We start from the raw sequence: 24,205 nt of genomic DNA, 5'->3' as shown, positions 1-24,205 counted from the left end.
GGACCGCCGACACGCGTTCGCCCACAGCGTGCCGCCGAGGCCCCCCGGGGACGGACCGCGTCCGGTGAGGTGCCGTAGGCTCGAAAACGCCCCCAGAACCCCGACACGAGGAGCGCATCCGTGGAGATCCGCATCGGCATCGCGAACACCGGCCGCGAGCTCAACTTCGAGACCGCCCAGCCCGCCGAGGACGTGAAGAAGTCCATCGCCGAAGCACTCAACGAGAAGGCACCGTTCGTCAGCTTCACCGACGTGAAGGGCAACTCCTACCTGGTGCCCTCCGCCGCCCTGGCCTACATCGAACTCGGCACCGAAGAGACCCGCCGGGTCGGCTTCTTCGCCTGAGCAGATGGACATCCTGCTCGCGTTCGTCTTCGGAGCAGCGCTCGGGGTGATCGCGCATGCGATCCTCCCGGGGCGAGAGCTCCGCGGCGCGGCGCTCGCGCCTATCGTGGGCGCCCTCGTCGGCGGCGCCGTCTGGCTCGCACTCACGTGGGCCGGACTCACGACGGATGACGTCGTCCTGTGGGCTGCGGCGCTGCTCGTCCCCGCGGTCGTGGTGGTCGTGGGAGTGGTCGCGCTGACCCGCATCCGACGCTCGCACGACGCCCGCGAGGCCGCGCGCCTCGGAATCGCCTGACCGAGCCGCGCGCTTGGCGCTGCCGCCCGCTCAGGACGAGAGGTTCATGGCCTCCATGCGCCGCGCGTGCGCGGCCATGAGCTGGGTGAAGACCGGCTCCACGCGGTCATCCAACGGGACGCCGTCCGCGGTGCTCCGGAGGGCGGCGCGCGCGATGAGCAGGGTGTCGCCCACGAGGCGCCGACCCCACATCGCCAGGAGCGATGACCATTCCGGGTCTCCGGCGATGGTCTCGGTGATGATCTCGACGATCGCCTGCCGGTCGTCCTTGCCGCCGAGCGTGCGTGCCACCCGGCGGCCGGTCTCGCCGTAGCCGCCGGAGAGCGCCAGGTAGAAGTCGTCGAGCATGCCCGCCGTGAGATGCACGGAGATCAGCGTCTCCTGCGGACGGATGCCGTGGGTCGCCGCGCGGAATGCGTCGAGCGGCTCGCGGAACGGCAGCATCAGCGCGGTCGGATCGTCTCCCCGTTCTCGGATGAGGGCGACCAGCTCTTCGTGCTTGCGAAGAGCGGCTCCTGCCGCGCGCGAGAGTGCCTCTTTCTGCGCGAGCTCGGGGGTCGAGGCGATCAACTCGCTGAGCGTCTCGAAGAAGCCGAGCTGCAGGTACGCGGCCTGGCCCAGGAAAATGTCGATGTCGGGCGCGAGCTCGGCGAAATCGACCCGCGTCGCACCGTCGAGCTCGCCACGCGAACGCAGCCGGAGCGCGCGATCGACAGGGGCACGCCGACGCCGGAACCATTCCCACACGCGTTACAGCCTACGGCTCGGGTATCGTGGGATCCGCCTCGGCGTCGGACCGAGGCCACCGCGCCTGGGACGAGAAGGGCGTGGACATTCCGCCGGCGGTCACGAACCGCCATCGACCAGACAGGTTCATATAGTGACGACCTTCGCCGAACTCGGCGTGGACCAGGACATCATCGACACCCTCGCCGCGCGCGGGATCGTGGATTCCTTCCCCATCCAGGAACAGACCATCCCCCTCTCCATGCCGGGCCAGGACATCATCGGCCAGGCCAAGACGGGCACCGGCAAGACCTTCGGCTTCGGCATCCCGGTCGTGCAGCGCCTCGGACCCAACCCGGAACCGGGCGTCAAGGCCCTCATCGTCGTCCCGACCCGCGAACTCGCGGTGCAGGTGTACGAAGACATGGACATGCTGACGTCCAACCGCTCCACGAGCGTCGTCGCCATCTACGGCGGCAAGGCCTACGAGGGCCAGATCGACCAGCTCAAGGCCGGCGCGCAGATCGTCGTCGGCACCCCCGGTCGCCTGATCGACCTGAACAACCAGCGACTCCTCGACCTGTCGAACGCGACCGAGGTCGTGCTCGATGAGGCCGACAAGATGCTCGACCTCGGCTTCCTCTCCGACATCGAGAAGATCTTCCAGAAGGTCGCCCCGGTGCGCCACACCCAGCTCTTCTCGGCGACCATGCCCGGCCCGATCGTGGCCCTGGCGCGGCGGTTCATGTCGAACCCGATCCACATCCGCGCCACGGACCCCGACGAGGGGCTCATGCAGGCGAACATCCGCCATCTCGTCTACCGCGCGCACTCGCTCGACAAGGACGAGGTCATCGCCCGCATCCTGCAGTCCGAGGGCCGGGGCAAGACCGTCGTCTTCACCCGCACGAAGCGCGCGGCGCAGAAGCTCGTCGACGAGCTGAACGACCGCGGCTTCAACGCCGGCGCCGTGCACGGCGACATGAGCCAGGAAGCGCGCGAGCGCTCGATGGCGGCATTCAAGGCCGGCAAGAAAGACATCCTGATCGCCACGGATGTCGCCGCTCGCGGTATCGACGTCGACGACGTGACCCACGTGATCAACCACACGATCCCCGACGACGAGAAGACCTACCTGCACCGCGCCGGCCGCACCGGCCGTGCGGGCAAGACGGGTATCGCCATCACGTTCGTCGACTGGGACGACATGCACAAGTGGGCGCTCATCAACCGCGCGCTGGACTTCGGCCAGCCGGAGCCGGTCGAGACCTACTCGTCCAGCCCGCACCTGTTCGAAGATCTCGACATCCCCGTCGGCACCAAGGGGCGGCTGCGGAAGCTCCCCGTCGTTCCGGCGACGGCATCCGTGCCGACGCTCGAGGGCGCCGCGGCCGGATCCGATGCCTCGCGTCGCCGTCGCCGTCGCCGCTCGGACGGCTCGGCCGCCGGTGAGCCGTCCGCGGCCGGCAGCAGCACGGCCACGAGCACGACGGAGACCGAGGGCCGCGGCACGCACGACGGCGGAGGCTCCGAGCACCACGACGGCAACGCCGCACCGCGCCGGCGCCGTCGTCGTCGCGGTGGCTCCCGTCCCGAGGGCGGCGCACCGGCCGCATCCTGATCCGAAGCGCCCCGTCATCACGCGATGACGGGGGCGCTTCCGGTTCCGCGCTCGACGATCCGAGCGACCATCTCATCGCTCGTGGTGTTCTCACCCGGGCGATTGGGCTTTCCGGCGCCGTGATAGTCGCTGGATCCGGTCACGATGAGGTCGTGCCGCCGCGCCAGGTCCCGGAGCACGCGTTTTCCGGCCTCGGTGTTCTCACGGTGGTCGATCTCGAAGCCGGCGAGGCCGAGACCGATCAACTCTTCGATGTACGGCAGCGGCATCATCCGGTCCCGGCCCGCCGGCGTCGGGTGCGCGATGATCGGCACTCCCCCGGCCGCGACGACCAGGCGGACGGCGGTCGCCGGATCGGGCGCGTAGTGCGGTTCGTAGTATCCCTCGCGAGGATGCAGCACGCCGTCGAAGGCCGCACTCCGATCGGCGACGATTCCGCGCGCGACGAGCGCATCGGCGATGTGGGGCCGCCCGACGGTCGCATCACCGACGGTTTGTGCGACGACATCCGCCCACGTCAGGTCGTAATCGCGCGACAGGCTCGCCACGATCCGCTCCGCGCGACCGCGGCGGTCGTTCCGGATGCGGGCCGTCTCGGCGGCGAGGGCCGGATCGTCCGGGTCGAAGAGGTACGCGAGCAGGTGCACGCTGCGCCACGCGTGCTGGGAACTCAACTCCATGCCCGGGATCAGGGTCATCCCGAGTGACACCGCGGCGGGAGCGGCATCGGCCCAGCCCGCCGTCGTGTCGTGGTCGGTGAGGGCGACGGTGCGCAGTCCGAACGCGCGCGCCGAACGCATCACGATCTCCGGAGGCTCCGTGCCGTCCGACCGCGACGAATGCAGGTGCAGGTCGGCCGGCCCATGGATCTGCCCGTTCGCCATCCGTCGAGCGTACCGCGACGATCCTCGGGCACGACCGCCTCGGTCGGGCGATGCCCAGGTCGACTGCATAGGCTCGCAGGGTGCGCCGCCTCTTCGGAATCCTCGTGATCGTGCTGTGCGCGATCGGTGCCGCGGTCCTCACCTGGCCGGACTTCTTCCGCCTCGCACAAACGTATCCGCTCGCCCAGGTCATCTCCTTCCGAGTGCTCGTCGTCGCGGGCTTCGCCGTGCTCGTCGTCGTCTTCCTGCTGCTCGCGACGCTGCGCCCCGTTCGCCGGTTCGCACTCTCGCTCGCGGTGATCGCGCTCGCGGCCGCCGTCGCCGGCGGGGCGATCGTGGCCACCCGCGGAACCGGAACGCAAACGCTCCCGGAGAAGACGGCCGACAGCATCCGGGTCATGACCTGGAACACCGCGGGGGCCGCGACGTCGGCGGAGACGATCGCACAAACGGCCGTCGCGATGGGCGCCGACATCGTCTCGCTGCCCGAGACCACGATCGAGACAGGCGCACAGGTCGCCGTTGCGATGCGAGACCTCGGCCAGCCGATGTGGGCCCATCACACCGAGTACGGCACCGACGGCTGGGCCGCGGACTCGACCACGCTGCTGGTGTCTCCGAACCTCGGCACCTACTCGGTCATCGAGTCATCCCAGGACGGATCGAGCAACACGTCGACGGTCCCGAGCGCGGTCGCCATGCCGACGGATGGCGACGGCCCCATCATCGTCGCCGCCCACGCGGTCGCTCCCCGCGAGGACGCGATGGACGATTGGCGGCACGACCTGCAGTGGCTTGCCGATCAGTGCGCCGACGACAACGTCATCATGGCCGGAGACTTCAACGCGACGATCGACCACATGGCCCGGCTCGGCGCGGACGGCGGCGTGCTCGGGCGGTGCCGCGACGCGGCGTCGCAGACCGGCAACGGCGCGGTCGGCACGTGGCCGACGCAGCTGCCCGCCCTGGCCGGCGCGCAGATCGACCATGTGCTCGCGACGCCCGATTGGACGCCGACGGGCTCGGTGGTCCTGACCACGCTCGACGACGCCGGCAGCGACCATCGCCCGCTCGTGGTGCAACTCGAACGCACCGGCTGACGTCAGCCGCGTCCGGTGGGAGACTGGAGGCATGGCAGATCCCACGGACATCCCCACGATCACGACGGCCGAGCCCGCACCCGCGCAGCCCTCGAACCGCAAGCAGCCGTTCCCGTCCGGATTCCTCCAGACGATCTCCGAAGGCTGGGCGCAGCGCCCCGAAGCCGTCGTGCCGCCGCGCATCGAGGCCGCGTACGCGGCACGCCGCCGCGATGCCCTCTCCGCCGTGTTCCCGGGCTCGCGACTGGTGATCCCGGCGGGCGACCTGAAGGTGCGCAGCAACGACACCGACTATCCGTTCCGTGCGCACACGGCGTTCGCGCACCTCACCGGTTGGGGCACGGATGCCGAGCCCGGCGCCGTGCTCGTCTTCGAACCCCGGCCCGGCGAGGGTCACGACGTCACCCTCTATTTCCGCGAGCGCGCCGACCGCACGACCGCGGAGTTCTACAGTGACGCGAGCGTCGGCGAGTTCTGGATCGGACCGCGCCCGTCACTGGATGAGGTCGCCGCCGATCTCGGCATCGCGACGGCCCACATCGATGCGCTCGAGCGCGCCGACGACGACCGCGTCGTCGAGGAGGACGCGGACCTCGACCGGGTCGTCTCCGAGCTCCGACTCCTCAAGGACGACTACGAGATCGCGCAGCTGCAGCTCGCGGTCGATGTGACCGCATCCGGATTCGATGACATCGTGCGCGAACTGCCGCGGATCATCGCGCACCCGCGCGGTGAGCGGATCGTGGAGGGAGTCTTCCACCTGCGCGCACGAAGCGATGGCAACGGCGAGGGGTACGACACGATCGCCGCATCCGGCGCGCACGCCTGCTACCTGCACTGGACGCGCAACGACGGCGCCGTTCGCCCGGGTGACCTGATGCTCGTCGACGCCGGCGTCGAGGTCGACAGCCTCTACACCGCCGACATCACCCGCACGATCCCGGTCGACGGTCGCTTCACCGACGTGCAGCGCCGCGTCTACGAAACGGTTCGCGAAGCGGCGGATGCGGCGTTCGCCGCGGCACGACCGGGAGTCCGGTTCCGCGAAGTGCACGCCGCGGCGATGGACGTCATCGCTCGCCGCGTCGCCGAATGGGGGCTCCTGCCGGTCACCGCCGAGGAAGCACTCGACGCCGACACGGGCGGGCAGCACCGGCGCTACATGGTCCACGGCACGAGCCATCACCTCGGGCTCGACGTGCACGACTGCGCTCAGGCGCGCCGGGAGATGTACTACGACGGTCTACTCGAACCCGGAATGGTCTTCACGATCGAACCGGGCCTCTACTTCCAGGCCGACGACCTCACGGGCCCGGCCGAGTATCGCGGAATCGGCGTGCGCATCGAGGACGACATCCTCATGACCGCCGACGGCCCGGTCAATCTGTCTGCCGGCATCCCCCGCACGGCCGACGAGATCGAGGAGTGGGTCGCGCGCCTGCGCGCGTAGGTTCTGGGCCCGGTCGCCGCCGTCAGCGGCGGCCGGCCGCCCCGGCTCGCGGCGTCAGGCGCGGTCGGCGCCCTGCGGCGTATCGCCCGTCCCGGGCGCGGGACGCGTGGGATCGATCCGCTCGCCGTACCGCGGCGGTGCCTGCTCGGGTCGCGCGGGCGCGGGGGGCGCATCGCCCGGCTCCGCGGGAACGGGGTGCGCGGGAAGCGGCGGCGCCGCGGGAGCCGAGTCGGCCGTCTTCGCCGCGCCCAGGGCGGCGCGTGCGCGGTGCACACTGGAGGCCATCACCCGAACGTCGTAGTGGTCGGCCACGACCTGCATCACCGACGCGAAATCGCGACGGCGGCGAACGATCGAGAACATCAGGATGCTCAGCAGCATCCCGATCGCAATGCCCACCAGCAACACACCGACGAAAGCCTGAATAGCCACGGTCGGCGTGCCGAGAACGAAGATGAAGGCGAACAGCACACCGAGAACGAGTCCGTTGACCGCGCCCGATCGCGCGGCCGTCGCGTAACCGAGGCGTCCGGTCACCCGCTCGATCGAGCGGAGCCCCTGACCGACGATCGCGATCTCCTTCGCGGGCACGTCCGCAGCGATGAGAGCGGATACCGCCTTCTGCGCTTTCTCGTACTGCGAGAACGACGCGACGGTCTCGCCCGCTTCCGCGGAACCGGCCGTGAACGGTGCACCCATGCTCATCCCCTCATCTTGTCACGCCCGCCTGCGCGTGCGCCCGGCACGTCGCGGCCGCCCGGTCTACGCTGGAACAGTGAGTACACAACGGGTCTTCGTCGCGCGCCTGGCCGGCTGCGCGGTCTTCGATCCGGTCGGGGACCGGCTCGGAAAAGTTCGCGATGTCGTCGTCATCTATCGAACGAACGATTCGCCGCGGGTGGTCGGCCTCGTGGTCGAGATCCCGGGTCGGCGTCACGTGTTCGTCTCGATCGGACGCGTCACGACGATCGAGACGGGTCAGGTCATCACGACCGGCCTCATCAACGTGCGCCGCTTCCAGCAGCGCGGCGGCGAGGTGCGCGTGCTCGCCGAACTCGTCGGCCGCAAGGTCACCTTCACCGACGGTTCCGGGCAGGCGGTCATCGAGGACGTCGCGATCGAACGCGACCGGATGGGCGCGTGGGACGTCGGCCAGGTCTTCCTCCGGAAGCCGAAGACGACCGCATCCCCGTTCGCCAAGGGCGCGACGACGTTCGCGCACTGGAACGACGTGCACGAGCGCCAGGCGCCCGGCGAGGCCCAGTCCGCCGAGCACCTCGTCGCCAGTTACTCCGAGCTGAAGGCCGCCGACCTCGCGAACACCCTTCTCGACCTTCCGCAGGAACGCCTGCTCGAGGTCGCCGAAGAACTTCCCGATGACCGCCTCGCCGACGCGCTCGAAGAGATGCCCGAAGAGGAGCAGGTGCACATCCTCGAGGCACTCGGTGAGGAGCGGGCCGCCGACATCCTCGATGCGATGGAGCCCGACGACGCGGCCGACGTGCTCGCGCAGCTCCCCGCCGACCAGCGCGAAGAGCTGCTCGATCTGATGGAACCCGACGAGGCCGACGACGTGCGCGCCCTGCTGCAGTACAGCCCCGACACGGCGGGCGGTCTGATGACGCCCGAGCCGATCGTGCTGTCGGCCGACAACACGATCGCCGAAGCGCTCGCGGTCATCCGCCGCCACGAACTGCATCCCGCCCTCGCGGCCGCGGTCTTCATCACCCTGCCCCCGTTCGAGACGCCCACGGGCCGGCTTCTCGGCATCGTGCACTTCCAGCGGATGCTGCGCTATCCCCCGCACGAGCGCCTCGGCGCCATGATCGACGACTCGATCGAGCCGGTGTCCGCGTCGGCATCCGCTCAGGAGGTCGCACGTCTCCTCGCCAGCTACAACCTCGTGTCGCTCCCGGTCGTGGACTCCGCGCACCGACTGGTGGGCGCGGTGAGCATCGACGACGTGCTCGACTACCTGCTGCCCGACGACTGGCGCACCGGCGACGCCGGCACGCCCGCAACCTCCGGCGTGAACGGGGTGCACACCTGATGGCCCGGTCCTCGCGAGCGCGGGTGCCTGCTCTCGACGCGCCCCGCGGCCGCTCCGTGATCATGAACCGTTCGCCGCAGCCCTCGCGCGACCGGTTCGGCCGATTCACCGAGTGGATCGCCCGGGCGATGGGCACCCCCTGGTTCCTGCTCGGGCTGAGCCTGTTCTGCGTGCTGTGGCTCATCTGGAACACGATGCTGCCGGCCCACCTGCGCTTCGACTCCGCCGACAACGGCTTCACCGCCCTGACCCTCGTGCTCTCCCTCCAGGCCTCCTACGCGGCGCCCCTCATCCTGCTCGCGCAGAACCGACAGGACGACCGCGACCGGGTGCAGATCGAGCAGGACCGGCAGCGCGCGGAGCGGAACCTCGCCGACACCGAGTACCTCGCTCGCGAGATCGTGGCCCTCCGGATGGCGATGACGGATGTGTCCAGCGAAGCGGTGACCCGCGATGTGCTGCGCGACGAGCTGAAGGCGCTCCTCGAAGACCTCGACGGCCGCGCGTCCGGCGAGTCCCTCGCCGTCACCGCCAAACGTGAGGAACGCCGCCGCCGCACCGAGCGCCGCGAGAAGGCCGAGCGGGACGCACGTGACCGCTGACGGCGATCTCGCCGGCGCGGTTCGGACAGCCGTCGGGGCTGTCATCGATCCGGAGCTGCGCCGACCGCTCGGCGAGCTCGACATGATCCGGAGCGTCACCGCGTCCGACGACCGGGTGCGGATCGAGATCGCCCTCACGATCGTCGGCTGCCCGGCGTCGGACCGCATCGAGCGGGACGTCCGGGCTGCCGCGGCCACGCTGCTGCCGGCGGAACGCATCGACGTCGAGCTGGGCGTCATGACCCCTGAGCAGCGGGCTGCGCTCACCGAACGCCTCCGGGGCGCCCGGGCGCGGGGCATCCCGTTCACCCGCGACAGTCTCACGCGCGTCATCGCGGTCACGAGCGGTAAAGGCGGCGTCGGCAAGTCCACGCTCACCGCCAATCTCGCCGTGGCGCTCGCGCGCACCGGCCGGTCGGTCGGGTTGGTCGACGCCGATGTGCACGGTTTCTCCATCCCGGGGCTGCTCGGACTCGTGGACGCCGCGGGCCGAACGGTGCGACCGACGAAGATCGACGACCTGATCGTGCCGCCGATCGCCCACGGTGTGAAGGTCGTCTCGATCGGGATGTTCCTGCGCGAGGGCGACGAGGGTCGCGCGGTCGCCTGGCGAGGGCCCATGCTGCACCGCACAGTGCAGCAGTTCCTGACCGACGTCTGGTTCGGCGATATCGACGTGCTGCTGATCGACATGCCTCCCGGCACGGGCGACATCGCGATCTCGGTCGGCCAGCTGCTTCCCCACGCCGACGTGCTCGTCGTGACCACCCCGCAGCACGCGGCGGCCGACGTCGCGGTACGCAGCGGCACCGTGGCCCGGCAGACCGGTCAGCGCGTCGTCGGCGTGGTCGAGAACATGGCGCCGATGACCCTGCCCGATGGCACCGTGCTCGATCTGTTCGGAAGCGGCGGCGGCGATGCGGTGGCCCGCGCGCTGTCGGCCGAGGGCGACGCCGTGCCACTGCTGGCGTCCGTGCCGCTCAGTCCCGCACTGCGCGCGGGCGGCGACGCGGGCCTTCCCGTCGTGCTGGCCGCCCCCGACGATCCGGCCGCTCGGGCGATCACGCACCTCGCCGAGCAGCTGGCCGCATCCGGCCCGTCCCTCGCGGGACGCGCCCTCCCGCTCGGAGTGCGCTGAGCCCTCAGGTGGCTTCGTTGTCGTAGGGGGGAATCTCGCCCTTGGGTAGGTCCCGTCGCTCCGGATTCGTCGCGACCATTGTCGCCGCCGTGCCCGCCGCCCGGACCGTCGCCGTCGGCGGATCGTCGAGCAGTGCTTCGCGGATGATGCGACGCGGGTCGTACTGGCGCGGGTCGAGCTTGCGCCAGTCGACGTCGTCGAACTCGGACCCCATCTCGTCCTGCACGCGCGTCTTCGCGCCGCGCAGGAAGTCGCGGGTGCGCGCCGTCGCCCGGGCGAGGGCCTCGGCGTACCCGGGCAGCCGCTCGGGCCCGATGAGGAGCGCGGCAATCACGCCGATCAGCAGCAGCTTCTCGATCGTTAGCCCGAAGAACATGCCTCCAGATTACCGCCGCGCCTGCCGGTCGACGGCCGCCCGCGCGCATAGGCTGACGGCGGAGGAAGCATGCCCGGACACGACGCCAGCGACAGGTTCGCCCACGAGGCCATCATCGAACCCGAACACATCGCACGCGCACGCACACACGCCCTGGAGATCGGCGCCGACCCCATCAGCGCTCGCGTCGGCGCGCAGGTCGCGGTGCTCGCGGCCGCATCCCGCGCACTGAACATCGTGGAGATCGGCACCGGCGCGGGAGTGTCGGGACTGTGGCTGCTGCACGGTGCGCCGCGCGCCATCCTCACCACCATCGACAAAGAGCCGGAGCACCTCGCGACCGCTCGCCGCGCGTTCTCGGATGCCAAGGTTCCGCCCGCACGCGCCCGGTTCATCACGGGGCGGGCGTCCGACGTCCTCCCCCGCATGAACGAGGCGTCCTACGACATCGTGTTCGTGGACGCGGATCCGGATGGCGTCATCGAGTACGTCGAACATGGACTCCGGCTGGTTCGCCCGGGCGGTCTCGTCCTCGTGCCGCGAGTGCTGGCCGGCGGCGCGGTTGCCGATCCTGTGCGCCGGGAACCGATCACGAGCGCCTACCGTTCGCTCATCCAGGAGACCCAGGGTTCCCCCGCGGTCATCGGCGCACTGTCGATCGTCGGCGAGGGCCTCCTGCAGCTCACGACGATCGACGAGAACCGCGCGTAACGCACCCGCATGACACGACGAACGGCCGGCCCTTTTCGGGACCGGCCGTTCGGCGTATGAAGAAGTGAATGATCGGCTCAGGCGCCGACGACCTCGCTCAGCACGCCGTGCAGTTCCTTGGCTTCGGCGTCGTTGACCGAAACGACCAGACGGCCGCCCCCTTCGAGCGGAACGCGAACGATGATGAGGCGCCCCTCCTTCACAGCCTCCATCGGGCCGTCCCCTGTTCTCGGCTTCATGGCTGCCATCGTGGCTCCCTTTCGTGGATGTCGTGAACCTTAAGTTTATCGTCCCGCGGGGAACTCGCGGACGCCGTCCACATATGGGGCGTATTCTCGCCGCCATCTTGCGTCATGGGATGCGGCGGAACGTCACGGAATGCGCCAGAACGTGTTCGCGAGACCGTACATGTTGTAGATCCACCACCATTGCCCGCCGAGGCCGGCGACGAGCACCACGATCCGCCACGCCGTGCTCCGCGGCACCGCGAGGGCGCCCCACAGCGGAGTCACCGGTAGGAGGAGGCGGAAGATGCTCGACTGGGGGAAGAACACCGCGAGCAGGTAGAGCAGGTATGCCGCACTCCAGAGGCGGATCTCGACTCCCAGCCGGCGAACCGGCGCCGCGAACAGGAGAGCGGCCGCGACGCCGACGATCAGCAGTCCGAGCACGACGTAGCCGAGCACGACGGGCCACCCCCACTGCTCCGCCCAGAACCGGGTCGCCTCGAGGAAGCCGTCGAAGGGGAAGAACTGGCCCGGAGAATCCGGGATCCAGTTGCGGCGCCAGGCCAGCTCGGTCGCCAGATAGGCGCTGGCATCGCCGGTCACGATTGCCGCGATCACCTGCCACGAGAAGCCGACGACCGCCGCCCACAGCCCCAACGCGACGATGTGCACGACCTCGCGCGCGGGAAGCGGCTCGACCCGGCGGCGGAACCAGCGCCAGATGCCGAATAGCGCGAGGAACAGCGAGAACGCGAGCACCCCGGGTCGGGTGAAGCCCATCACCGGGACGAGCAGGTACAGCCACGCGTAGCGTCGCCGCATCACGAGCAGGAGCGCGAGGAACAGCCAGAACAGGAAGAGCGACTCGGCGTAGCCGACTTGGAAGAGCGCCGCCAGAGGCCCCGCCGCGAAGAATACGACCGCCCACGTCGCGGCGCTCCGGTCCAGGCGCAGCCGCAGCATCCGGTACAGCGCCCAGGACGCCCCGTATCCCGCCACGAGGGAGATGAGCACGGCGGCCACACCCCAGCCGCCGAGCACCGTGCCGAGCGCCCCCGCGAGGAACGGGTACAGCGGCATGAACGCCCACTGGTTCTCGGCGACGAGTCCCGTGTCGGTCAGCGGCAGCTGCGCCGGGTAGCCGTTCACGGCGACGAACCAGTACCAGGTCGAATCCCACCCCATCGCGAGATCGCCGACCGTGGCGTTCGCTCCGAATCGCGACGTCGGACCCGACAGTGCGGCCGCCGCGACGAAGAATCCCGTCGTCACCGCGCGCGCCGCGAGGTACAGGATGCCGATGCGGAGCGCCGCCGGCCAGCCCGCCCAGCGCGCAGCGAGGCGTGTGGTCAGCGGGTCAGCCACGTGCGGAGTCCGCGTTCGACGTCCTCGATCTGAGCGAGCGGCACGGCCTCCTCGTCGTGGTGGGCGAGGCTCGGGTCGCCGGGACCGTAGTTCACGGCCGGCACCCCGAGCGCCGAGAACCGCGCGACGTCGGTCCAGCCGTACTTCGGGCGCGGTACGCCGCCAACGGCCTGGAGGAACTCCTTCGCGAGCGGCGCGTCGAGTCCGGGCCGCGCTCCGTCGGCGCGGTCGACCACATCCACCTCGAACCCGGCGAACACGTCGCGCACGTGCTCCTCCGCTTCGTCGACCGAGCGGCTCGGCGCGAACCGGTAGTTGACCTCGATCTCGCAGAGGTCCGGGATGACGTTGCCGGCGATGCCCCCGCTGATGCGCACCGCGTTCAGACCCTCGCGGTACTCCAGCCCCTCCACCTCGATGGTGCGGGGGCGGTACTCCGCGAGCCGGCTGAGAACAGGGGCCGCCGCGTGCACCGCATTCTCGCCGATCCACGCCCGCGCGCTGTGTGCGCGCACCCCGTGCGTGCGGACGATCGCGCGCAGGTTGCCGTTGCATCCGCCCTCGATGCGGCCGTTCGACGGTTCGCCGAGGATGGCGAAATCACCGGCGAAGAGATCGGGGCGGGTGCGGGAGAGCCGCGTCAAGCCGTTGAGGTCGGCATCCACCTCCTCGTGGTCGTACCACATCCATGTGATGTCGGCCCGGGGGTCGGTGAGCTCTGCCGCGAGGTGCAGTTGCACGGCGACGCCCGCCTTCATGTCGACCGTGCCGCGCCCCCAGAGCGACGGGACGCCGTCGATGTCGGCGAAGCGGGTGGGAAGGTTGCGATTGATCGGAACGGTGTCGATATGACCGGCGATCACGACGCGCTGAGCGCGACCGCGATCGGTCCGCGCGACGATCGTGTCGCCGTCGCGGTAGACGTCGAGGTGCGGCAGGGCGCTGACCGCATCCGCGATCATGTCGGCGAGCGTCGTCTCGTCGCCGGACACGCTCGGAACGTCGCAGATCAGGCGGGTGAGCTCGATCGAGCTCAGGGACAGATCGAGCTCGGGCATGCCGTCCACTCTAGCGAGCGCTGATCGACGCGCGTGCGAGGCCGATAGCCTGGTGCCGTGACGGAACAGCGAGCGATATCAGGCACGGGACTGGCAACGACGAGCGAAGACGGGACGGTCCTCGACACCTGGTTCCCGCGGCCGCGGATCGACGCGGGCGATTCCCCCGCCGACGCGGACGCCGCCGCGCAGGAGCTGCGCGAGTTCGAGGGCGCCGACGAGCGCCGTCGCGTGACGCGCACGATCGTCACCGTGCGGATCGATCCGGATGCGGCGCCCGCATCCACCCCCGATGCCTACCTCCGACTCCACGCCCTGTCGCACCGCCTCGTGCGTCCCGGCGAGGTGAACCTCGACGGGATCTTCGGGCACCTGCCGAATGTCGCGTGGACGAACGCGGGACCCGTGCATCCGGATGTCGCCGCCGCGCGACGACCGGCCCTGCTGGCGGCCGGCATCCAGGTGCAGAGCCTCGACAAGTTCCCGCGGCTCCTCGACTACGTGACCCCGCCGGGCGTGCGCATCGCGGATGCCTCGCGGGTGCGCCTGGGCGCGTACCTCTCCCCCGGCACCACCGTGATGCACGAGGGGTTCGTGAACTTCAACGCCGGTACCCTCGGCACCTCGATGGTCGAAGGACGCATCTCGCAGGGCGTCGTGGTCGGCGATGGCAGCGACATCGGCGGCGGCGCGTCCATCATGGGCACGCTGTCCGGCGGCGGCACGCACCGTGTGTCGATCGGATCCCGCACCCTGCTCGGCGCCAACGCCGGGATCGGCATCTCGCTCGGCGACGACTGCGTAGTCGAGGCCGGCCTCTACGTCACGGCCGGCTCCAAGATCGTGCTCGCCGACGAAGCGCCCGGCGCGGACGGCGCCCGCCCCACGGCCAAGGGAGCCACCCTCTCCGGCCGGAACGGTCTGCTCTTCCGCCGGAACTCGCTGAGCGGAGCGATCGAAGTCGTCCGCCGCGCCGGCGTCGGCGTCACCTTGAACGAAGCGCTGCACGCATGAGCGGGCGGCTGAAGAAGAAGCTCTACAACGCCGAACTCGCCCGTCTTCAGGCCGAACTCGTCGAGATGCAGGCCTGGGTGCAGCGCAACGGCGCGCGCATCGTGGTCATCTTCGAAGGGCGGGATGCGGCGGGCAAGGGCTCGACGATCACGCGCGTCGCGCAGTACCTGAACCCCCGCGTCACCCGGATCGTCGCGCTGCCCGCGCCGACCGAACGGGAGAAGTCCCAGTGGTACTTCCAGCGGTACGTGCCGCACCTGCCCGCGGCCGGCGAGATCGTGCTGATGGACCGCTCCTGGTACAACCGGGCCGGCGTCGAGCACGTGATGGGGTACTGCACGCCCGACGAGTACCACCGGTTCCTGCATCAGGCGCCGCTGTTCGAGCGGATGCTGGTCGAAGACGGCATCCTGCTTCTGAAGTACTGGTTCAGCGTGTCGGACGTCGAACAGGAGAAGCGGTTCCGCTCGCGGGCGGAAGACCCCATGCGGCGCTGGAAGCTCAGCCCGAACGACGTCATGTCGATCACCAAGTGGGAGGACTACTCCCGGGCGAAAGACGCGATGGTGCTGCACACCGACATCCCCGAAGCGCGCTGGCACGAGGTCGACAACGAGGACAAGCGCCGCGGGCGGATCAACATGATCCACCATCTGCTCGGCGCCATCCCGTGGACCCCCGTGCCGCACGAGCACATCGACATCCCGGAGCGCCCCGCATCCGGAGGCTACGAGCGCCCGCCTCGCGAAGAGCTGGGCCTGGGACTCGTCCCCGACCACGCCGCAGAGCTGTCCTGACCCGAACGAACGAACGCGCCGGGTGCGTGATCCGCACCCGGCGCGTTCTGTTTCGTCGCGATCAGAACATGATCGACAGGGCGAAGTTCCAGACGCAGATGAACACGAGCATCCCGAGGCTGTAGAGGATCGACGCCCGGAGGATCTCGCTCTCCCGGCCCGACAGGCCCACGGCCCCCGCCGCGATGGCGATGGATTGCGGCGAGATGACCTTCGCCGTATTGCCACCCGCGGTGTTCGCCGCGACGAGCAGAGCGGGGTCCGCTCCGATGCCGGATGCGGTCGCCACCTGCAGCGGCCCGAACAGCGTGTTGTTGTTGACGACCGAGCCGGTGAGGAACACACCGATCCAGCCGATGATCGGGGCGAGCAAGGGGAAGACCGGTCCCGCCGCCGCGAGTGCGGCACCCATCGAGGCGGATCCGCCGGAGAAGTTCGCGATGTTCGCGAGCATCAGGATCAGGGCGATCAGCACGAGCGCCTGCCAGAGCTCGCGAAGCGTTCGACCGAGCTCGACCCAGAGGTCGCGCCATCCGAGCGCCCGCGTCGTCAGGAAGGAGACGATGACGGCCAGCAGGATCGCCGTACCGGTCGCGTTGAGCGGTGTGAAGCTCCACGCCGCGGTGATCAGGTCGCCGTTCGGCCGGGTTCCGGCACCGGACAGCCCCGGGATCGCCCAGGTGAATACCGTTCCCGCGAGCGGACCGGCCGCCGCGCCCGTCGCCGGGTTGGCCGCGGCGAACAGCGCCTTGAAGGCCGGGATGCTCCACACGAAGATGAACGCCGTGAGGATGTAGAACGGGCTCCACGCGACCACGATGTCTCGCACCGAGTGACGCTCGGGAGTGGGCACCGCGGCGCCGTCCTCCCGGAAGATGCGCCGTGGCTGCCAGACGCGACCGAGCAGGAACACCGCGACCATCGTGCCGAGGCCCGCGCCGATGTCAGCGAGCTCCGGGCCGAGGAACCACAGCACGCCGGCCTGGATGCCGCTGAACACCAGGCTGACCACGAGCGTGGCGGGCCAGGTCTCTTTGAGTCCGCGCCAGCCGTCGAGGATCATCACGAGCAGGAACGGGATCAGCAGCGTCAGAGGCTGGAGCAGCAGCACCATCATGCGCGAGAGCTCGTGCACGTCGAGACCCGTGACCTGGGCGGCCACGATGACCGGGATGCCGATGGCGCCGTACGCGCCGGCTCCGGCGTTCGCGACGAGCGAGACCATGGCGGCCTTGACCGGCCGGAACCCCAGCTGAACGAGCAGGGCCGCGCAGATCGCGATCGGCACACCGAAGCCGGCCGCACCCTCCAGGAACGCGCCGAAGGCGAAGCTGATCAGCAGCACCTGGATGCGCTGGTCCTGAGAGACACCGCCGATCGAGGATCGGATGACGGCGAACCGGCCGCTGGCGACAGCCAGGCGGTACAGCCAGACGGCCATGACGATGATGAACGCGATCGGCCAGATCGACGTCAGGAAGCCGAGAACGCCGGCGCCGGCCACGGCCGGTGCGGGCATGCCGAACACCGCGAGCGCGACCACGATCTCGACCACGAGCGCGATCGCAGCCGCGACCATGCCCTTGAGTTTGAAGACCACGAGCCCCAGCAGGAACACCAGGATCGGAATTGCGGCCACCACCGCCGACAGGAGCGCGTTACCGAGCGGGTCCGTCGTCTGAATCCACATGGGAGTCACCTTTCACGTCGCGCGTTGCGACCAGGACTCACGCTATGGGGTTTGAATCCGCTGTGAATAGGATGTGCGCCGTGAAAACTGGCGTGTCGCGACATCGGTGCCGCGAACGCCGGTACGCGCCGGTGAGCGTCAGCCCAGACCGGGGTAATTGCGCTCGGGTGCTCCCGTGTACAGCTGCTGCGGACGGCCGATCTTGCTCTGCGGATCGGTGTTGAGCTCCCGCCAGTGCGCCAGCCATCCGGGCAGACGCCCGATCGCGAACAGCACGGTGAACATGCGCGTCGGAAAGCCCATCGCCTTGTAGATCACGCCGGTGTAGAAATCGACGTTGGGATACAGACGACGCTCCTTGAAGTAGTCGTCACTGAGCGCGATCTCCTCGAGCTCCTTGGCGAGGTCGAGAAGCGGGTCGCTGACACCGAGCTCGGCGAGCACCTCGTCGGCGGATTCCTTCACGAGCTTCGCGCGCGGGTCGTAGTTCTTGTACACGCGGTGCCCGAAGCCCATGAGCTTCACACCGTCTTCCTTGTTCTTCACCCGCTCGACGAAGCGTTCGACGCTCTCGCCCGAGTCGCGGATGCGGCCGAGCATGTCGAGTACGGCCTCGTTCGCGCCGCCGTGCAGGGGCCCGGAGAGGGCGTTGATGCCGGCCGAGATCGACGAGAAGATGTTGGCGCCGGTCGAGCCCACGAGCCGGACGGTCGACGTCGACGCGTTCTGCTCGTGGTCTTCGTGAAGGATCAGCAGACGCTCGAGGGCGCGCGACATGACCGGGCTGATCTCGTAGCGCTCGCTCAGCACGCCGAAGTTCAGCTTCAAGAAGTTGTCGACGAAACTCAACGAGTTGTCGGGGTACAGGAACGCCTGACCGACGCTCTTCTTATGCGCGTACGCGGCGATGACGGGCAGCTTCGCCAGCATCCGGACCGTGTTCAATTCGACATGCTCGGGGTTGTGCGGGTCGGACTGGTTCTCGTAGTAGGTCGAGAGCGCCGCGGTCGCGGCTGACAGCACCGACATCGGGTGCGCGGTGTGCGGCAGAGCGGAGAAGAACCGCTTCAGGTCTTCGTGGAGCAGCGTGTGCCGGCGGATGCGGTTATCGAAGTCGGCGAGTTCGCTCGCCGAGGGCAGCTCGCCGTAGATGAGGAGCCAGGCGACCTCGAGGTAGGTCGAGTTCTTCGCGAGCTGCTCGATCGGGTACCCGCGGTAGCGCAGAATGCCCTCGTCGCCATCGATGTAGGTGATCGCGGACTTCGTGGCGGCGGTGTTGACGAACCCATAGTCGAGCGTCGTGTGCCCGGTTTGACGCGTCAGCGTCGAGACGTCGATGCTCGGGGCGCCATCGGTGCCGTGGAGCACGGGCAGATTGGCCGTACGACCTCCGACGGTGAGAGTTGCGTTCTCCTGCGGCGAATCGGCATCGCTCATGGCGCCTCCTTGCGGTCGATGGTCGTCAGGGGACCTCCGGATGGGGGTCCGCTCCGGCGCGCTTTGTGTGGGGCGCGTCGAGACGTTCTACAGCCTAGCCGGGGTGGCGGCCAACCATAGAAACCTCCAAGGGATCGGAGAATCGCTTGGAGAACTTCTACGAGCAGGACGAAAGTCGCTGCGCGGCGGCGGCGATCCGTTCGTCGCTCGCCGTGAGCGAGAGGCGGATGTGACGTGTGTGATGCGCGCCGTAGAAGTGCCCGGGACCGCTCAGGATGCCGAGCTCCGCGAGTCGTCCGACGCTCGCCCACGCGTCTTCGTCGAGCGTCGCCCAGAGGTACAGGCCGGCCTCGCTACGATCGATCCGGAAGCCGTAGGCCTCGACCGCGGGCTTCAGCACGGCGCGACGCCGGGCGTAGCGCTCCTTCTGCTCCCGCACGTGCGCGTCGTCGGCGAGAGCCACGATCATCGCCGCCTGCACGGGTGCGGGCGGGATGAGCCCGAGGTGCTTCCGCGCTGTCAGCAGCCGCGCGACGACGGCGGAATCACCCGCGAGGAAGGCCGCTCGGTATCCGGCGAGATTCGACTGCTTGCTGAGCGAGTAGACCGACAGCACGCCGGTCGGGTCTCCCCCGGTGACCGCAGGATCGAGCACCGACGGCACCGGCCGAGTGTCCCAGGGTGCCTCCCACCCGAGCTCGGCGTAGCACTCATCGCCCACGAGGACCGCTCCGAGTTCGGCCGCCCGCTCACGCGCGCGTCGAAGAGCCGCCACATCCCACACCCGCCCGTCGGGGTTGCCGGGCGAGTTGATCCAGACGAGCCGGGTGTGCGCCGGCCACTCCGCCGGGTCGTCGGACGCGACGGGCTCCGCACCGACGAGCCGGGCGCCGACCTCGTAGGTCGGGTACGCGGCACGCGGGTGCACGACAGCATCCGCCGGTCCGAGTCCGAGAAGAAGCGGCAGCAGGGCGACGAGTTCTTTTGACCCGATCGTCGGCAGGACGTTCGCGGGCGTGAGCCCGAAGACACCGCGTCGACGGCGGTACCAGTCGACGATGGCCTCGCGCAGCGGCGGGGTGCCGGCCGTCAGCGGGTACGCATGCGCGTCGGTCGCCGCGGCGAGGGCGTCGGCGATCAGACGGGGCGTCGGGTCGACCGGCGAACCGATCGACAGGTCCACGATCCCGTCGGGGTGCGCGCGGGCGATGTCCGCGTAGGGAGCGACCGCATCCCAGGGGTAGTCGGCGAGGTGGGCGACCCCCACGACCGGCCCTACTCGCCCTGCGGCGGAAGCGCCGCGATGAACGGGTGATCCTTGGGGATCACGCCCACCTTGGCAGCACCACCGGGCGACCCGACCTCGTCGAAGAACTCGACGTTGGCCTTGTAGTAGTCCTGCCACTCGGCCGGCAGATCGTCTTCGTAGTAGATGGCCTCGACCGGGCAGACGGGCTCGCAGGCCCCGCAGTCGACGCATTCGTCCGGGTGGATGTACAACGAGCGTTCGCCCTCGTAGATGCAGTCGACAGGGCACTCGTCGATGCAGGCACGATCCTTGACATCAACGCACGGGAGAGCGATCACATACGTCACGGGTTCGAGTCTAGTTCGCCTCGGAGCGGACTCGACCGACGCCGCGCAGGTCGGGCCACGCGACGACGAGCGCCGTGACCAGCGGCACGCCGGCCATCCAGACGAGGGCAAGGATCTCGTTCTGCTGCGTGAACAGCACGGAACCACCCGGGGAGGGCTGCGAGAAGAAGTAGGTCGCCAGCATCATGCCGCCGCCGCCCGCGAGCGCGGCCCAGCGGTCGCCGGTGAGCAGACGGAGCGCGACGACGAGGGCTGCCGAGCCGGCGAGGCCGAGCATCAGGCCGACCGGCACGACGCCGAGGAACGAGGAATGCGCGAGCGAGCCGGCTGCGCCGTACACGACGCCGACGACGAGGGCGATCGCCCAGGCGGCGACACGGGAGAAACGAGAATCCACCCGCGGAGTCTATGCTGCGCCGCCCGTGCGCGTATGCCGCACGTGTCCGCTCGCCCGTCGAGATGAGGGGAATCAGCCGAGCAGAGGGGGTTTCGGCGCGAATTGCCCTCGGCCCGGCAGATCGCCCTCGTCTCAGGAAGCCGCACGGGGACTTACGCGCGGTGCTCGCTCCCGCGGGCGCTGGCGTGGGGATCGCTCGGGGCGCGGTCGGTCCCACCGCGAGGCGACCGACCGCTCAGGCGGCCCAGCCGAGGAGGCGCAGCAGCGCCGCGACGACGGCGGCCGCAGCGACCACCACGAGGAACGGCGCCCGCAGCGCCAGCAGCACCCCCGCCACCACGAGGGCGGGCAGCCGCGCATCGATCTCGATCGCCTGACCCGCACCGAGCGCCTGCACGGCGACCAGCGCGCCGAGGAGGGCGACCGTCAGCAGATCGGCGATCCGGGCCGGGCGCGGCGCCTCGATGAAGCGTGTCGGGATGAGGTACCCGACCGTTTTGAGCACGACGCAGACGATGGCGGCGATCAGCACCGCGTTCCACAGGGTCATTCGCTCGACTCCCGATGCGGAGGGCGCGCGCCCGCCGGCCGATCCCACCAGTTGAACCAGCCCACGACGAGGGCGACCACCGCCGCGAGCAGGACCGGCACGCCGGGCATGAGGGCCGGGGTGAGAACGGTCGCGACGACGGCGGCCGCCACGCCCACGGCGATCGCCTGACACCCCCGCAGGCGCGGCCAGAGCAGTGCGAGGAACGCGGCCGCGGCCGCCGCATCCAGTCCGTACGCCCGCGGGTCGCCGAGCACATCGCCGAGGAGCGCGCCGAGGAGGGTCGAGAGGTTCCAGCCCAGGTAGATGCCGATGCCGGTGACCCAGAACCCCCACATCCTCGCGCGGGGCTGCGTCTGGGCGAGAGCGACCGCGGTGGACTCGTCGATGGTGAACGGAGCGGCGAGAGCCTTGCGCCAGAACCCGCCACCCACGACGGGCGACATCCGCATCCCGTACGCGACGTTCCGCACCCCGAGGAGCGCCGACGAGGCGATCGCGGCGGGAGCGGCCGCGAGTCCGCCGGCCGCGATCACTCCGACGAACGCGAACTGCGACCCGCCGGTGAACATGAGGAGGCTGAGCACGCAGGTCTGCCATACGTCGAGCCCCGAGGCGACCCCGAGCGCACCGAACGAGATGCCGTACGCGCTTGTGGCGAGGGCGACGGCGAGTCCCTGACGGGTCGCCCGGCGGACGTCATCCGCATCCGCAGTTCTGCCCATCCTTCGAGCCTAGCCAGGACCTGAGGAAGAGCGACAGAATCGCCGACCCGAGGAGAAACGACCGAGCCGAGGACGTTCCGTGACGGAATATCCTCGGCTCGGCCGAATGCCCTCTCGCGAGCGGCGGCCCGTGGGGTCAGGCGTTCGCGTCCTGGCGCTTCAGACGGCTGGCGTTGCGGCCGCGGACGGTCGCGTCGAGCTCGACCTTGCGGATGCGGACGACCTCGGGGGTGACCTCGACGCATTCGTCGTCGCGGGCGAACTCGAGGCTCTCCTCCAGCGTCAGCAGGCGCGGCGGCGTCATCGACTCGAAGGAGTCGGAGCTCGCCGCGCGCATGTTGGTGAGCTTCTTCTCACGCGTGATGTTCACGTCCATGTCATCGGCGCGCGAGTTCTCGCCGACGACCATGCCTTCGTAGACCTCCTGCGTGGGCTGCACGAAGAACGACATGCGCTCCTGCAGACCGATGATCGCGAAGGGGGTGACGACACCCGAGCGGTCGGCGACGATCGAGCCGTTCTGACGGGTCGTGATCTGACCCGCCCACGGCTCGTAGCCGTGCGAGATCGCGTTCGCGATGCCGGTGCCGCGCGTCGTGGTGAGGAACTCGGTGCGGAAGCCGATGAGGCCGCGCGAGGGGACGATGAACTCCATGCGCACCCATCCGGTGCCGTGGTTCGTCATGTTCTCCATGCGACCCTTGCGGGCGGCCAGCAGCTGCGTGATCGCGCCGAGGTACTCCTCGGGAGCGTCGATCGTGAGGTGCTCGAACGGCTCGTGGACCTTGCCGTCGACCTGCTTGGTGACCACCTGCGGCTTGCCGACGGTCAGCTCGAAGCCTTCGCGGCGCATGTTCTCGACGAGGATGGCGAGAGCCAGCTCACCGCGACCCTGCACCTCCCACGCGTCGGGACGACCGATGTCGAGCACGCGGATCGAGACGTTACCGATGAGCTCGCGGTCGAGGCGGTCCTTGACCATGCGGGCGGTCAGCTTGTGCCCCTTGACCTTGCCCATGAGCGGCGACGTGTTCGTGCCGATGGTCATCGAGATCGCCGGGTCGTCGACGTGGATCTGCGGCAGCGGGCGCACATCTTCGGGGTCGGCGATCGTCTCACCGATCGTGATGTCTTCGAATCCCGCGATCGCGACGATGTCGCCGGGGCCCGCCGACTCGGCCGGGTAGCGCTCGAGGGCGCGGGTCTTCAGGAGCTCGGTGATGCGAGCGTTGCTGGTCGAGCCGTCGGCGCGCACCCAGGCGACCGTCTGGCCCTTCTTCAGCGTGCCGTTGAAGACGCGGAGGAGCGCGAGGCGGCCGAGGAACGGCGAGGAGTCGAGGTTCGTGACCCACGCCTGGAGCGGTGCGTCGTCGTCGTACGACGGTGCCGGCACGTGCTCGATGATCGCCTCGAAGAGCGGCTCGAGGTCGTCGTTGTCGGGCAGCGCGCCGTTCTCGGGGCGGTTGCGCGAGGCGGCGCCGGCGCGACCGGATGCGTACACGACCGGCACGTCGAGGAGTGCGTCGACGTCGAGGTCGGGCACGTCGTCCTGCAGGTCGGAGGCGAGTCCGAGGAGCAGGTCGTGCGCCTCTTCTTCGACCTCGGCGATACGCGCGTCGGGGCGGTCGGTCTTGTTGACGAGCAGGATGACCGGGAGCTTGGCCTCGAGGGCCTTGCGGAGCACGAAGCGCGTCTGCGGCAGCGGCCCTTCGCTCGCGTCGACGAGCAGCACGACACCGTCGACCATCGACAGGCCGCGCTCGACCTCACCACCGAAGTCGGCGTGACCGGGGGTGTCGATCACGTTGATCGTGATCGGCTCGTCGGTGTGCTCGCCGTTGTAGGTGATCGTCGTGTTCTTCGCGAGGATCGTGATGCCCTTTTCGCGCTCGAGATCGTTCGAGTCCATGGCGCGTTCTTCCATGTGCTCGTGCGAGCCGAACGACCCGGTCTGTCGAAGCATGGCATCGACCAGAGTGGTCTTGCCGTGGTCGACGTGGGCGACGATCGCGACGTTTCGCAGATCGGAGCGGAGGGCGCGCGCCATAAGA

The 24,205-nt window shown here is 69.6% G+C and carries 26 protein-coding genes; 11 read left to right on the top strand and 15 right to left on the bottom strand.

Annotated elements, in window-relative coordinates; genetic code table 11:
* The first annotated feature begins 120 nt into the window (after nucleotides 1-120).
* The gene (locus tag LMI96_RS00980) at nucleotides 121-345 is read left to right on the top strand and encodes a DUF3107 domain-containing protein (protein ID WP_223720746.1); all 225 of its coding nucleotides are present in this window, start codon (nucleotides 121-123) and stop codon (nucleotides 343-345) included.
* Between the two features lie 4 nt (nucleotides 346-349).
* Nucleotides 350-640 (top strand): hypothetical protein, encoded by a 291-nt coding sequence (locus LMI96_RS00975; protein WP_223720745.1) that lies wholly within the window; start codon nucleotides 350-352, stop codon nucleotides 638-640.
* A gap of 30 nt (nucleotides 641-670) precedes the next feature.
* Here LMI96_RS00975 and LMI96_RS00970 read toward each other — a convergent pair whose 3' ends face one another.
* On the bottom strand, nucleotides 671-1,387 hold the full coding sequence (locus LMI96_RS00970; RefSeq protein WP_223720744.1) for a ferritin-like fold-containing protein: 717 nt from the start codon (nucleotides 1,385-1,387) through the stop codon (nucleotides 671-673).
* A 133-nt stretch (nucleotides 1,388-1,520) separates the two neighbouring features.
* Here LMI96_RS00970 and LMI96_RS00965 point away from each other — a divergent pair, with 133 nt between their 5' ends.
* Complete coding sequence (locus tag LMI96_RS00965; RefSeq protein WP_223720743.1) at nucleotides 1,521-2,987, top strand: DEAD/DEAH box helicase; 1,467 nt, start codon at nucleotides 1,521-1,523, stop codon at nucleotides 2,985-2,987.
* 17 nt (nucleotides 2,988-3,004) lie between these two features.
* On the opposite strand, the gene LMI96_RS00960 is transcribed toward LMI96_RS00965, so the two are convergent.
* Nucleotides 3,005-3,871, bottom strand: a complete 867-nt coding sequence (locus LMI96_RS00960) for a PHP domain-containing protein (protein ID WP_223720742.1) — start codon at nucleotides 3,869-3,871, stop codon at nucleotides 3,005-3,007.
* Between the two features lie 80 nt (nucleotides 3,872-3,951).
* Here LMI96_RS00960 and LMI96_RS00955 point away from each other — a divergent pair, with 80 nt between their 5' ends.
* Together LMI96_RS00955 and LMI96_RS00950 are read left to right on the top strand one after the other, a co-directional pair.
* On the top strand, nucleotides 3,952-4,971 hold the full coding sequence (locus LMI96_RS00955) for an endonuclease/exonuclease/phosphatase family protein (RefSeq protein ID WP_223720741.1): 1,020 nt from the start codon (nucleotides 3,952-3,954) through the stop codon (nucleotides 4,969-4,971).
* A gap of 31 nt (nucleotides 4,972-5,002) precedes the next feature.
* Complete coding sequence (locus LMI96_RS00950; protein WP_228360154.1) at nucleotides 5,003-6,421, top strand: aminopeptidase P family protein; 1,419 nt, start codon at nucleotides 5,003-5,005, stop codon at nucleotides 6,419-6,421.
* 54 nt (nucleotides 6,422-6,475) lie between these two features.
* Here LMI96_RS00950 and LMI96_RS00945 read toward each other — a convergent pair whose 3' ends face one another.
* The gene (locus LMI96_RS00945) at nucleotides 6,476-7,126 is read right to left on the bottom strand and encodes a general stress protein (protein ID WP_228360153.1); all 651 of its coding nucleotides are present in this window, start codon (nucleotides 7,124-7,126) and stop codon (nucleotides 6,476-6,478) included.
* A 70-nt stretch (nucleotides 7,127-7,196) separates the two neighbouring features.
* Here LMI96_RS00945 and LMI96_RS00940 point away from each other — a divergent pair, with 70 nt between their 5' ends.
* Genes LMI96_RS00940 through LMI96_RS00930 form a run of 3 tightly spaced genes read left to right on the top strand, consistent with a single transcriptional unit; the run spans nucleotide 7,197 to nucleotide 10,211 of the window.
* Nucleotides 7,197-8,471: a magnesium transporter MgtE N-terminal domain-containing protein gene (locus tag LMI96_RS00940; protein WP_223720738.1), complete on the top strand. Its 1,275-nt coding sequence runs from the start codon at nucleotides 7,197-7,199 to the stop codon at nucleotides 8,469-8,471.
* Nucleotides 8,471-9,073, top strand: coding sequence for a DUF1003 domain-containing protein (locus LMI96_RS00935; RefSeq protein WP_223720737.1), 603 nt, complete (start codon nucleotides 8,471-8,473; stop codon nucleotides 9,071-9,073). Before LMI96_RS00940 ends, LMI96_RS00935 begins: the two co-directional genes overlap by 1 nt.
* On the top strand, nucleotides 9,063-10,211 hold the full coding sequence (locus LMI96_RS00930) for an Mrp/NBP35 family ATP-binding protein (RefSeq protein WP_228360152.1): 1,149 nt from the start codon (nucleotides 9,063-9,065) through the stop codon (nucleotides 10,209-10,211). Before LMI96_RS00935 ends, LMI96_RS00930 begins: the two co-directional genes overlap by 11 nt.
* Before the next feature lie 4 nt (nucleotides 10,212-10,215).
* Here the strand turns inward: LMI96_RS00930 and LMI96_RS00925 are convergent, their stop codons facing one another.
* Nucleotides 10,216-10,587 carry a Sec-independent protein translocase TatB gene (locus LMI96_RS00925; RefSeq protein ID WP_223720735.1) on the bottom strand — a complete coding sequence of 124 codons (372 nt, stop codon included), beginning with the start codon at nucleotides 10,585-10,587 and terminating at the stop codon, nucleotides 10,216-10,218.
* Between the two features lie 69 nt (nucleotides 10,588-10,656).
* Between LMI96_RS00925 and LMI96_RS00920 the strand changes: the two genes are divergently transcribed.
* Nucleotides 10,657-11,298 carry an O-methyltransferase gene (locus tag LMI96_RS00920; RefSeq protein ID WP_223720734.1) on the top strand — a complete coding sequence of 214 codons (642 nt, stop codon included), beginning with the start codon at nucleotides 10,657-10,659 and terminating at the stop codon, nucleotides 11,296-11,298.
* Nucleotides 11,299-11,375: 77 nt separating this feature from the next.
* Here LMI96_RS00920 and LMI96_RS00915 read toward each other — a convergent pair whose 3' ends face one another.
* From LMI96_RS00915 to dapE, 3 genes are all read right to left on the bottom strand, one after another.
* Nucleotides 11,376-11,546, bottom strand: coding sequence for a DUF3117 domain-containing protein (locus tag LMI96_RS00915; protein WP_223720733.1), 171 nt, complete (start codon nucleotides 11,544-11,546; stop codon nucleotides 11,376-11,378).
* A 123-nt stretch (nucleotides 11,547-11,669) separates the two neighbouring features.
* Entirely contained in the window at nucleotides 11,670-12,890 is a 1,221-nt protein-coding gene (locus tag LMI96_RS00910; protein ID WP_228360151.1) for a hypothetical protein, read from the bottom strand.
* Nucleotides 12,875-13,948 (bottom strand): succinyl-diaminopimelate desuccinylase, encoded by a 1,074-nt coding sequence (gene dapE / locus LMI96_RS00905; RefSeq protein WP_228360150.1) that lies wholly within the window; start codon nucleotides 13,946-13,948, stop codon nucleotides 12,875-12,877. The genes LMI96_RS00910 and dapE overlap by 16 nt, the downstream gene beginning before the upstream one ends.
* A 57-nt stretch (nucleotides 13,949-14,005) precedes the next feature.
* Here dapE and dapD point away from each other — a divergent pair, with 57 nt between their 5' ends.
* Together dapD and ppk2 are read left to right on the top strand one after the other, a co-directional pair.
* Complete coding sequence (gene dapD / locus LMI96_RS00900) at nucleotides 14,006-14,962, top strand: 2,3,4,5-tetrahydropyridine-2,6-dicarboxylate N-succinyltransferase (RefSeq protein ID WP_228360149.1); 957 nt, start codon at nucleotides 14,006-14,008, stop codon at nucleotides 14,960-14,962.
* Entirely contained in the window at nucleotides 14,959-15,759 is an 801-nt protein-coding gene (gene ppk2, locus LMI96_RS00895) for a polyphosphate kinase 2 (RefSeq protein WP_228360148.1), read from the top strand. The genes dapD and ppk2 overlap by 4 nt, the downstream gene beginning before the upstream one ends.
* A 61-nt stretch (nucleotides 15,760-15,820) precedes the next feature.
* Here the strand turns inward: ppk2 and LMI96_RS00890 are convergent, their stop codons facing one another.
* From LMI96_RS00890 to typA, 8 genes are all read right to left on the bottom strand, one after another.
* The gene (locus tag LMI96_RS00890; RefSeq protein WP_228360147.1) at nucleotides 15,821-17,449 is read right to left on the bottom strand and encodes an L-lactate permease; all 1,629 of its coding nucleotides are present in this window, start codon (nucleotides 17,447-17,449) and stop codon (nucleotides 15,821-15,823) included.
* Nucleotides 17,450-17,587: 138 nt separating this feature from the next.
* Nucleotides 17,588-18,886, bottom strand: a complete 1,299-nt coding sequence (locus LMI96_RS00885) for a citrate synthase (protein ID WP_223720728.1) — start codon at nucleotides 18,884-18,886, stop codon at nucleotides 17,588-17,590.
* Nucleotides 18,887-19,043: 157 nt separating this feature from the next.
* On the bottom strand, nucleotides 19,044-20,153 hold the full coding sequence (gene dapC, locus LMI96_RS00880) for a succinyldiaminopimelate transaminase (protein WP_228360146.1): 1,110 nt from the start codon (nucleotides 20,151-20,153) through the stop codon (nucleotides 19,044-19,046).
* 8 nt (nucleotides 20,154-20,161) lie between these two features.
* Entirely contained in the window at nucleotides 20,162-20,482 is a 321-nt protein-coding gene (gene fdxA, locus LMI96_RS00875) for a ferredoxin (protein ID WP_223720726.1), read from the bottom strand.
* Between the two features lie 10 nt (nucleotides 20,483-20,492).
* Entirely contained in the window at nucleotides 20,493-20,879 is a 387-nt protein-coding gene (locus LMI96_RS00870) for a DUF6113 family protein (protein ID WP_223720725.1), read from the bottom strand.
* Nucleotides 20,880-21,114: 235 nt separating this feature from the next.
* The gene (locus tag LMI96_RS00865) at nucleotides 21,115-21,429 is read right to left on the bottom strand and encodes an AzlD domain-containing protein (RefSeq protein ID WP_223720724.1); all 315 of its coding nucleotides are present in this window, start codon (nucleotides 21,427-21,429) and stop codon (nucleotides 21,115-21,117) included.
* Entirely contained in the window at nucleotides 21,426-22,154 is a 729-nt protein-coding gene (locus LMI96_RS00860; RefSeq protein WP_228360145.1) for an AzlC family ABC transporter permease, read from the bottom strand. The genes LMI96_RS00865 and LMI96_RS00860 overlap by 4 nt, the downstream gene beginning before the upstream one ends.
* 136 nt (nucleotides 22,155-22,290) lie before the next feature.
* On the bottom strand, nucleotides 22,291-24,201 hold the full coding sequence (gene typA, locus LMI96_RS00855; protein WP_223720722.1) for a translational GTPase TypA: 1,911 nt from the start codon (nucleotides 24,199-24,201) through the stop codon (nucleotides 22,291-22,293).
* Nucleotides 24,202-24,205: the final 4 nt, after the last annotated feature.

Origin of the sequence: Microbacterium sp. cx-59, from assembly GCF_020805625.1 — a bacterium.
GTDB lineage: Bacteria > Actinomycetota > Actinomycetes > Actinomycetales > Microbacteriaceae > Microbacterium.
The sequence above is the reverse complement of the archived record's forward strand: the minus strand, read 5'-3'. Positions and strand labels throughout refer to the sequence as shown.

What these genes read in the sequence shown, in the direction of transcription:
- LMI96_RS00975 (WP_223720745.1), top strand. Translation starts at nt 350, where the DNA reads ATGGACATCCTGCTCGCGTTCGTCTTCGGAGCAGCGCTCGGGGTGATC.
- LMI96_RS00925 (WP_223720735.1), bottom strand. Translation starts at nt 10,587, where the DNA reads ATGTTCTTCGGGCTAACGATCGAGAAGCTGCTGCTGATCGGCGTGATT.
- LMI96_RS00865 (WP_223720724.1), bottom strand. Translation starts at nt 21,429, where the DNA reads ATGACCCTGTGGAACGCGGTGCTGATCGCCGCCATCGTCTGCGTCGTG.
- typA (WP_223720722.1), bottom strand. Translation starts at nt 24,201, where the DNA reads ATGGCGCGCGCCCTCCGCTCCGATCTGCGAAACGTCGCGATCGTCGCC.
- LMI96_RS00960 (WP_223720742.1), bottom strand. Translation starts at nt 3,871, where the DNA reads ATGGCGAACGGGCAGATCCATGGGCCGGCCGACCTGCACCTGCATTCG.
- LMI96_RS00915 (WP_223720733.1), bottom strand. Translation starts at nt 11,546, where the DNA reads ATGGCAGCCATGAAGCCGAGAACAGGGGACGGCCCGATGGAGGCTGTG.
- LMI96_RS00950 (WP_228360154.1), top strand. Translation starts at nt 5,003, where the DNA reads ATGGCAGATCCCACGGACATCCCCACGATCACGACGGCCGAGCCCGCA.
- ppk2 (WP_228360148.1), top strand. Translation starts at nt 14,959, where the DNA reads ATGAGCGGGCGGCTGAAGAAGAAGCTCTACAACGCCGAACTCGCCCGT.
- LMI96_RS00890 (WP_228360147.1), bottom strand. Translation starts at nt 17,449, where the DNA reads ATGTGGATTCAGACGACGGACCCGCTCGGTAACGCGCTCCTGTCGGCG.
- LMI96_RS00945 (WP_228360153.1), bottom strand. Translation starts at nt 7,126, where the DNA reads ATGAGCATGGGTGCACCGTTCACGGCCGGTTCCGCGGAAGCGGGCGAG.
- LMI96_RS00860 (WP_228360145.1), bottom strand. Translation starts at nt 22,154, where the DNA reads ATGGGCAGAACTGCGGATGCGGATGACGTCCGCCGGGCGACCCGTCAG.
- LMI96_RS00920 (WP_223720734.1), top strand. Translation starts at nt 10,657, where the DNA reads ATGCCCGGACACGACGCCAGCGACAGGTTCGCCCACGAGGCCATCATC.
- LMI96_RS00935 (WP_223720737.1), top strand. Translation starts at nt 8,471, where the DNA reads ATGGCCCGGTCCTCGCGAGCGCGGGTGCCTGCTCTCGACGCGCCCCGC.
- LMI96_RS00885 (WP_223720728.1), bottom strand. Translation starts at nt 18,886, where the DNA reads ATGAGCGATGCCGATTCGCCGCAGGAGAACGCAACTCTCACCGTCGGA.
- dapE (WP_228360150.1), bottom strand. Translation starts at nt 13,948, where the DNA reads ATGCCCGAGCTCGATCTGTCCCTGAGCTCGATCGAGCTCACCCGCCTG.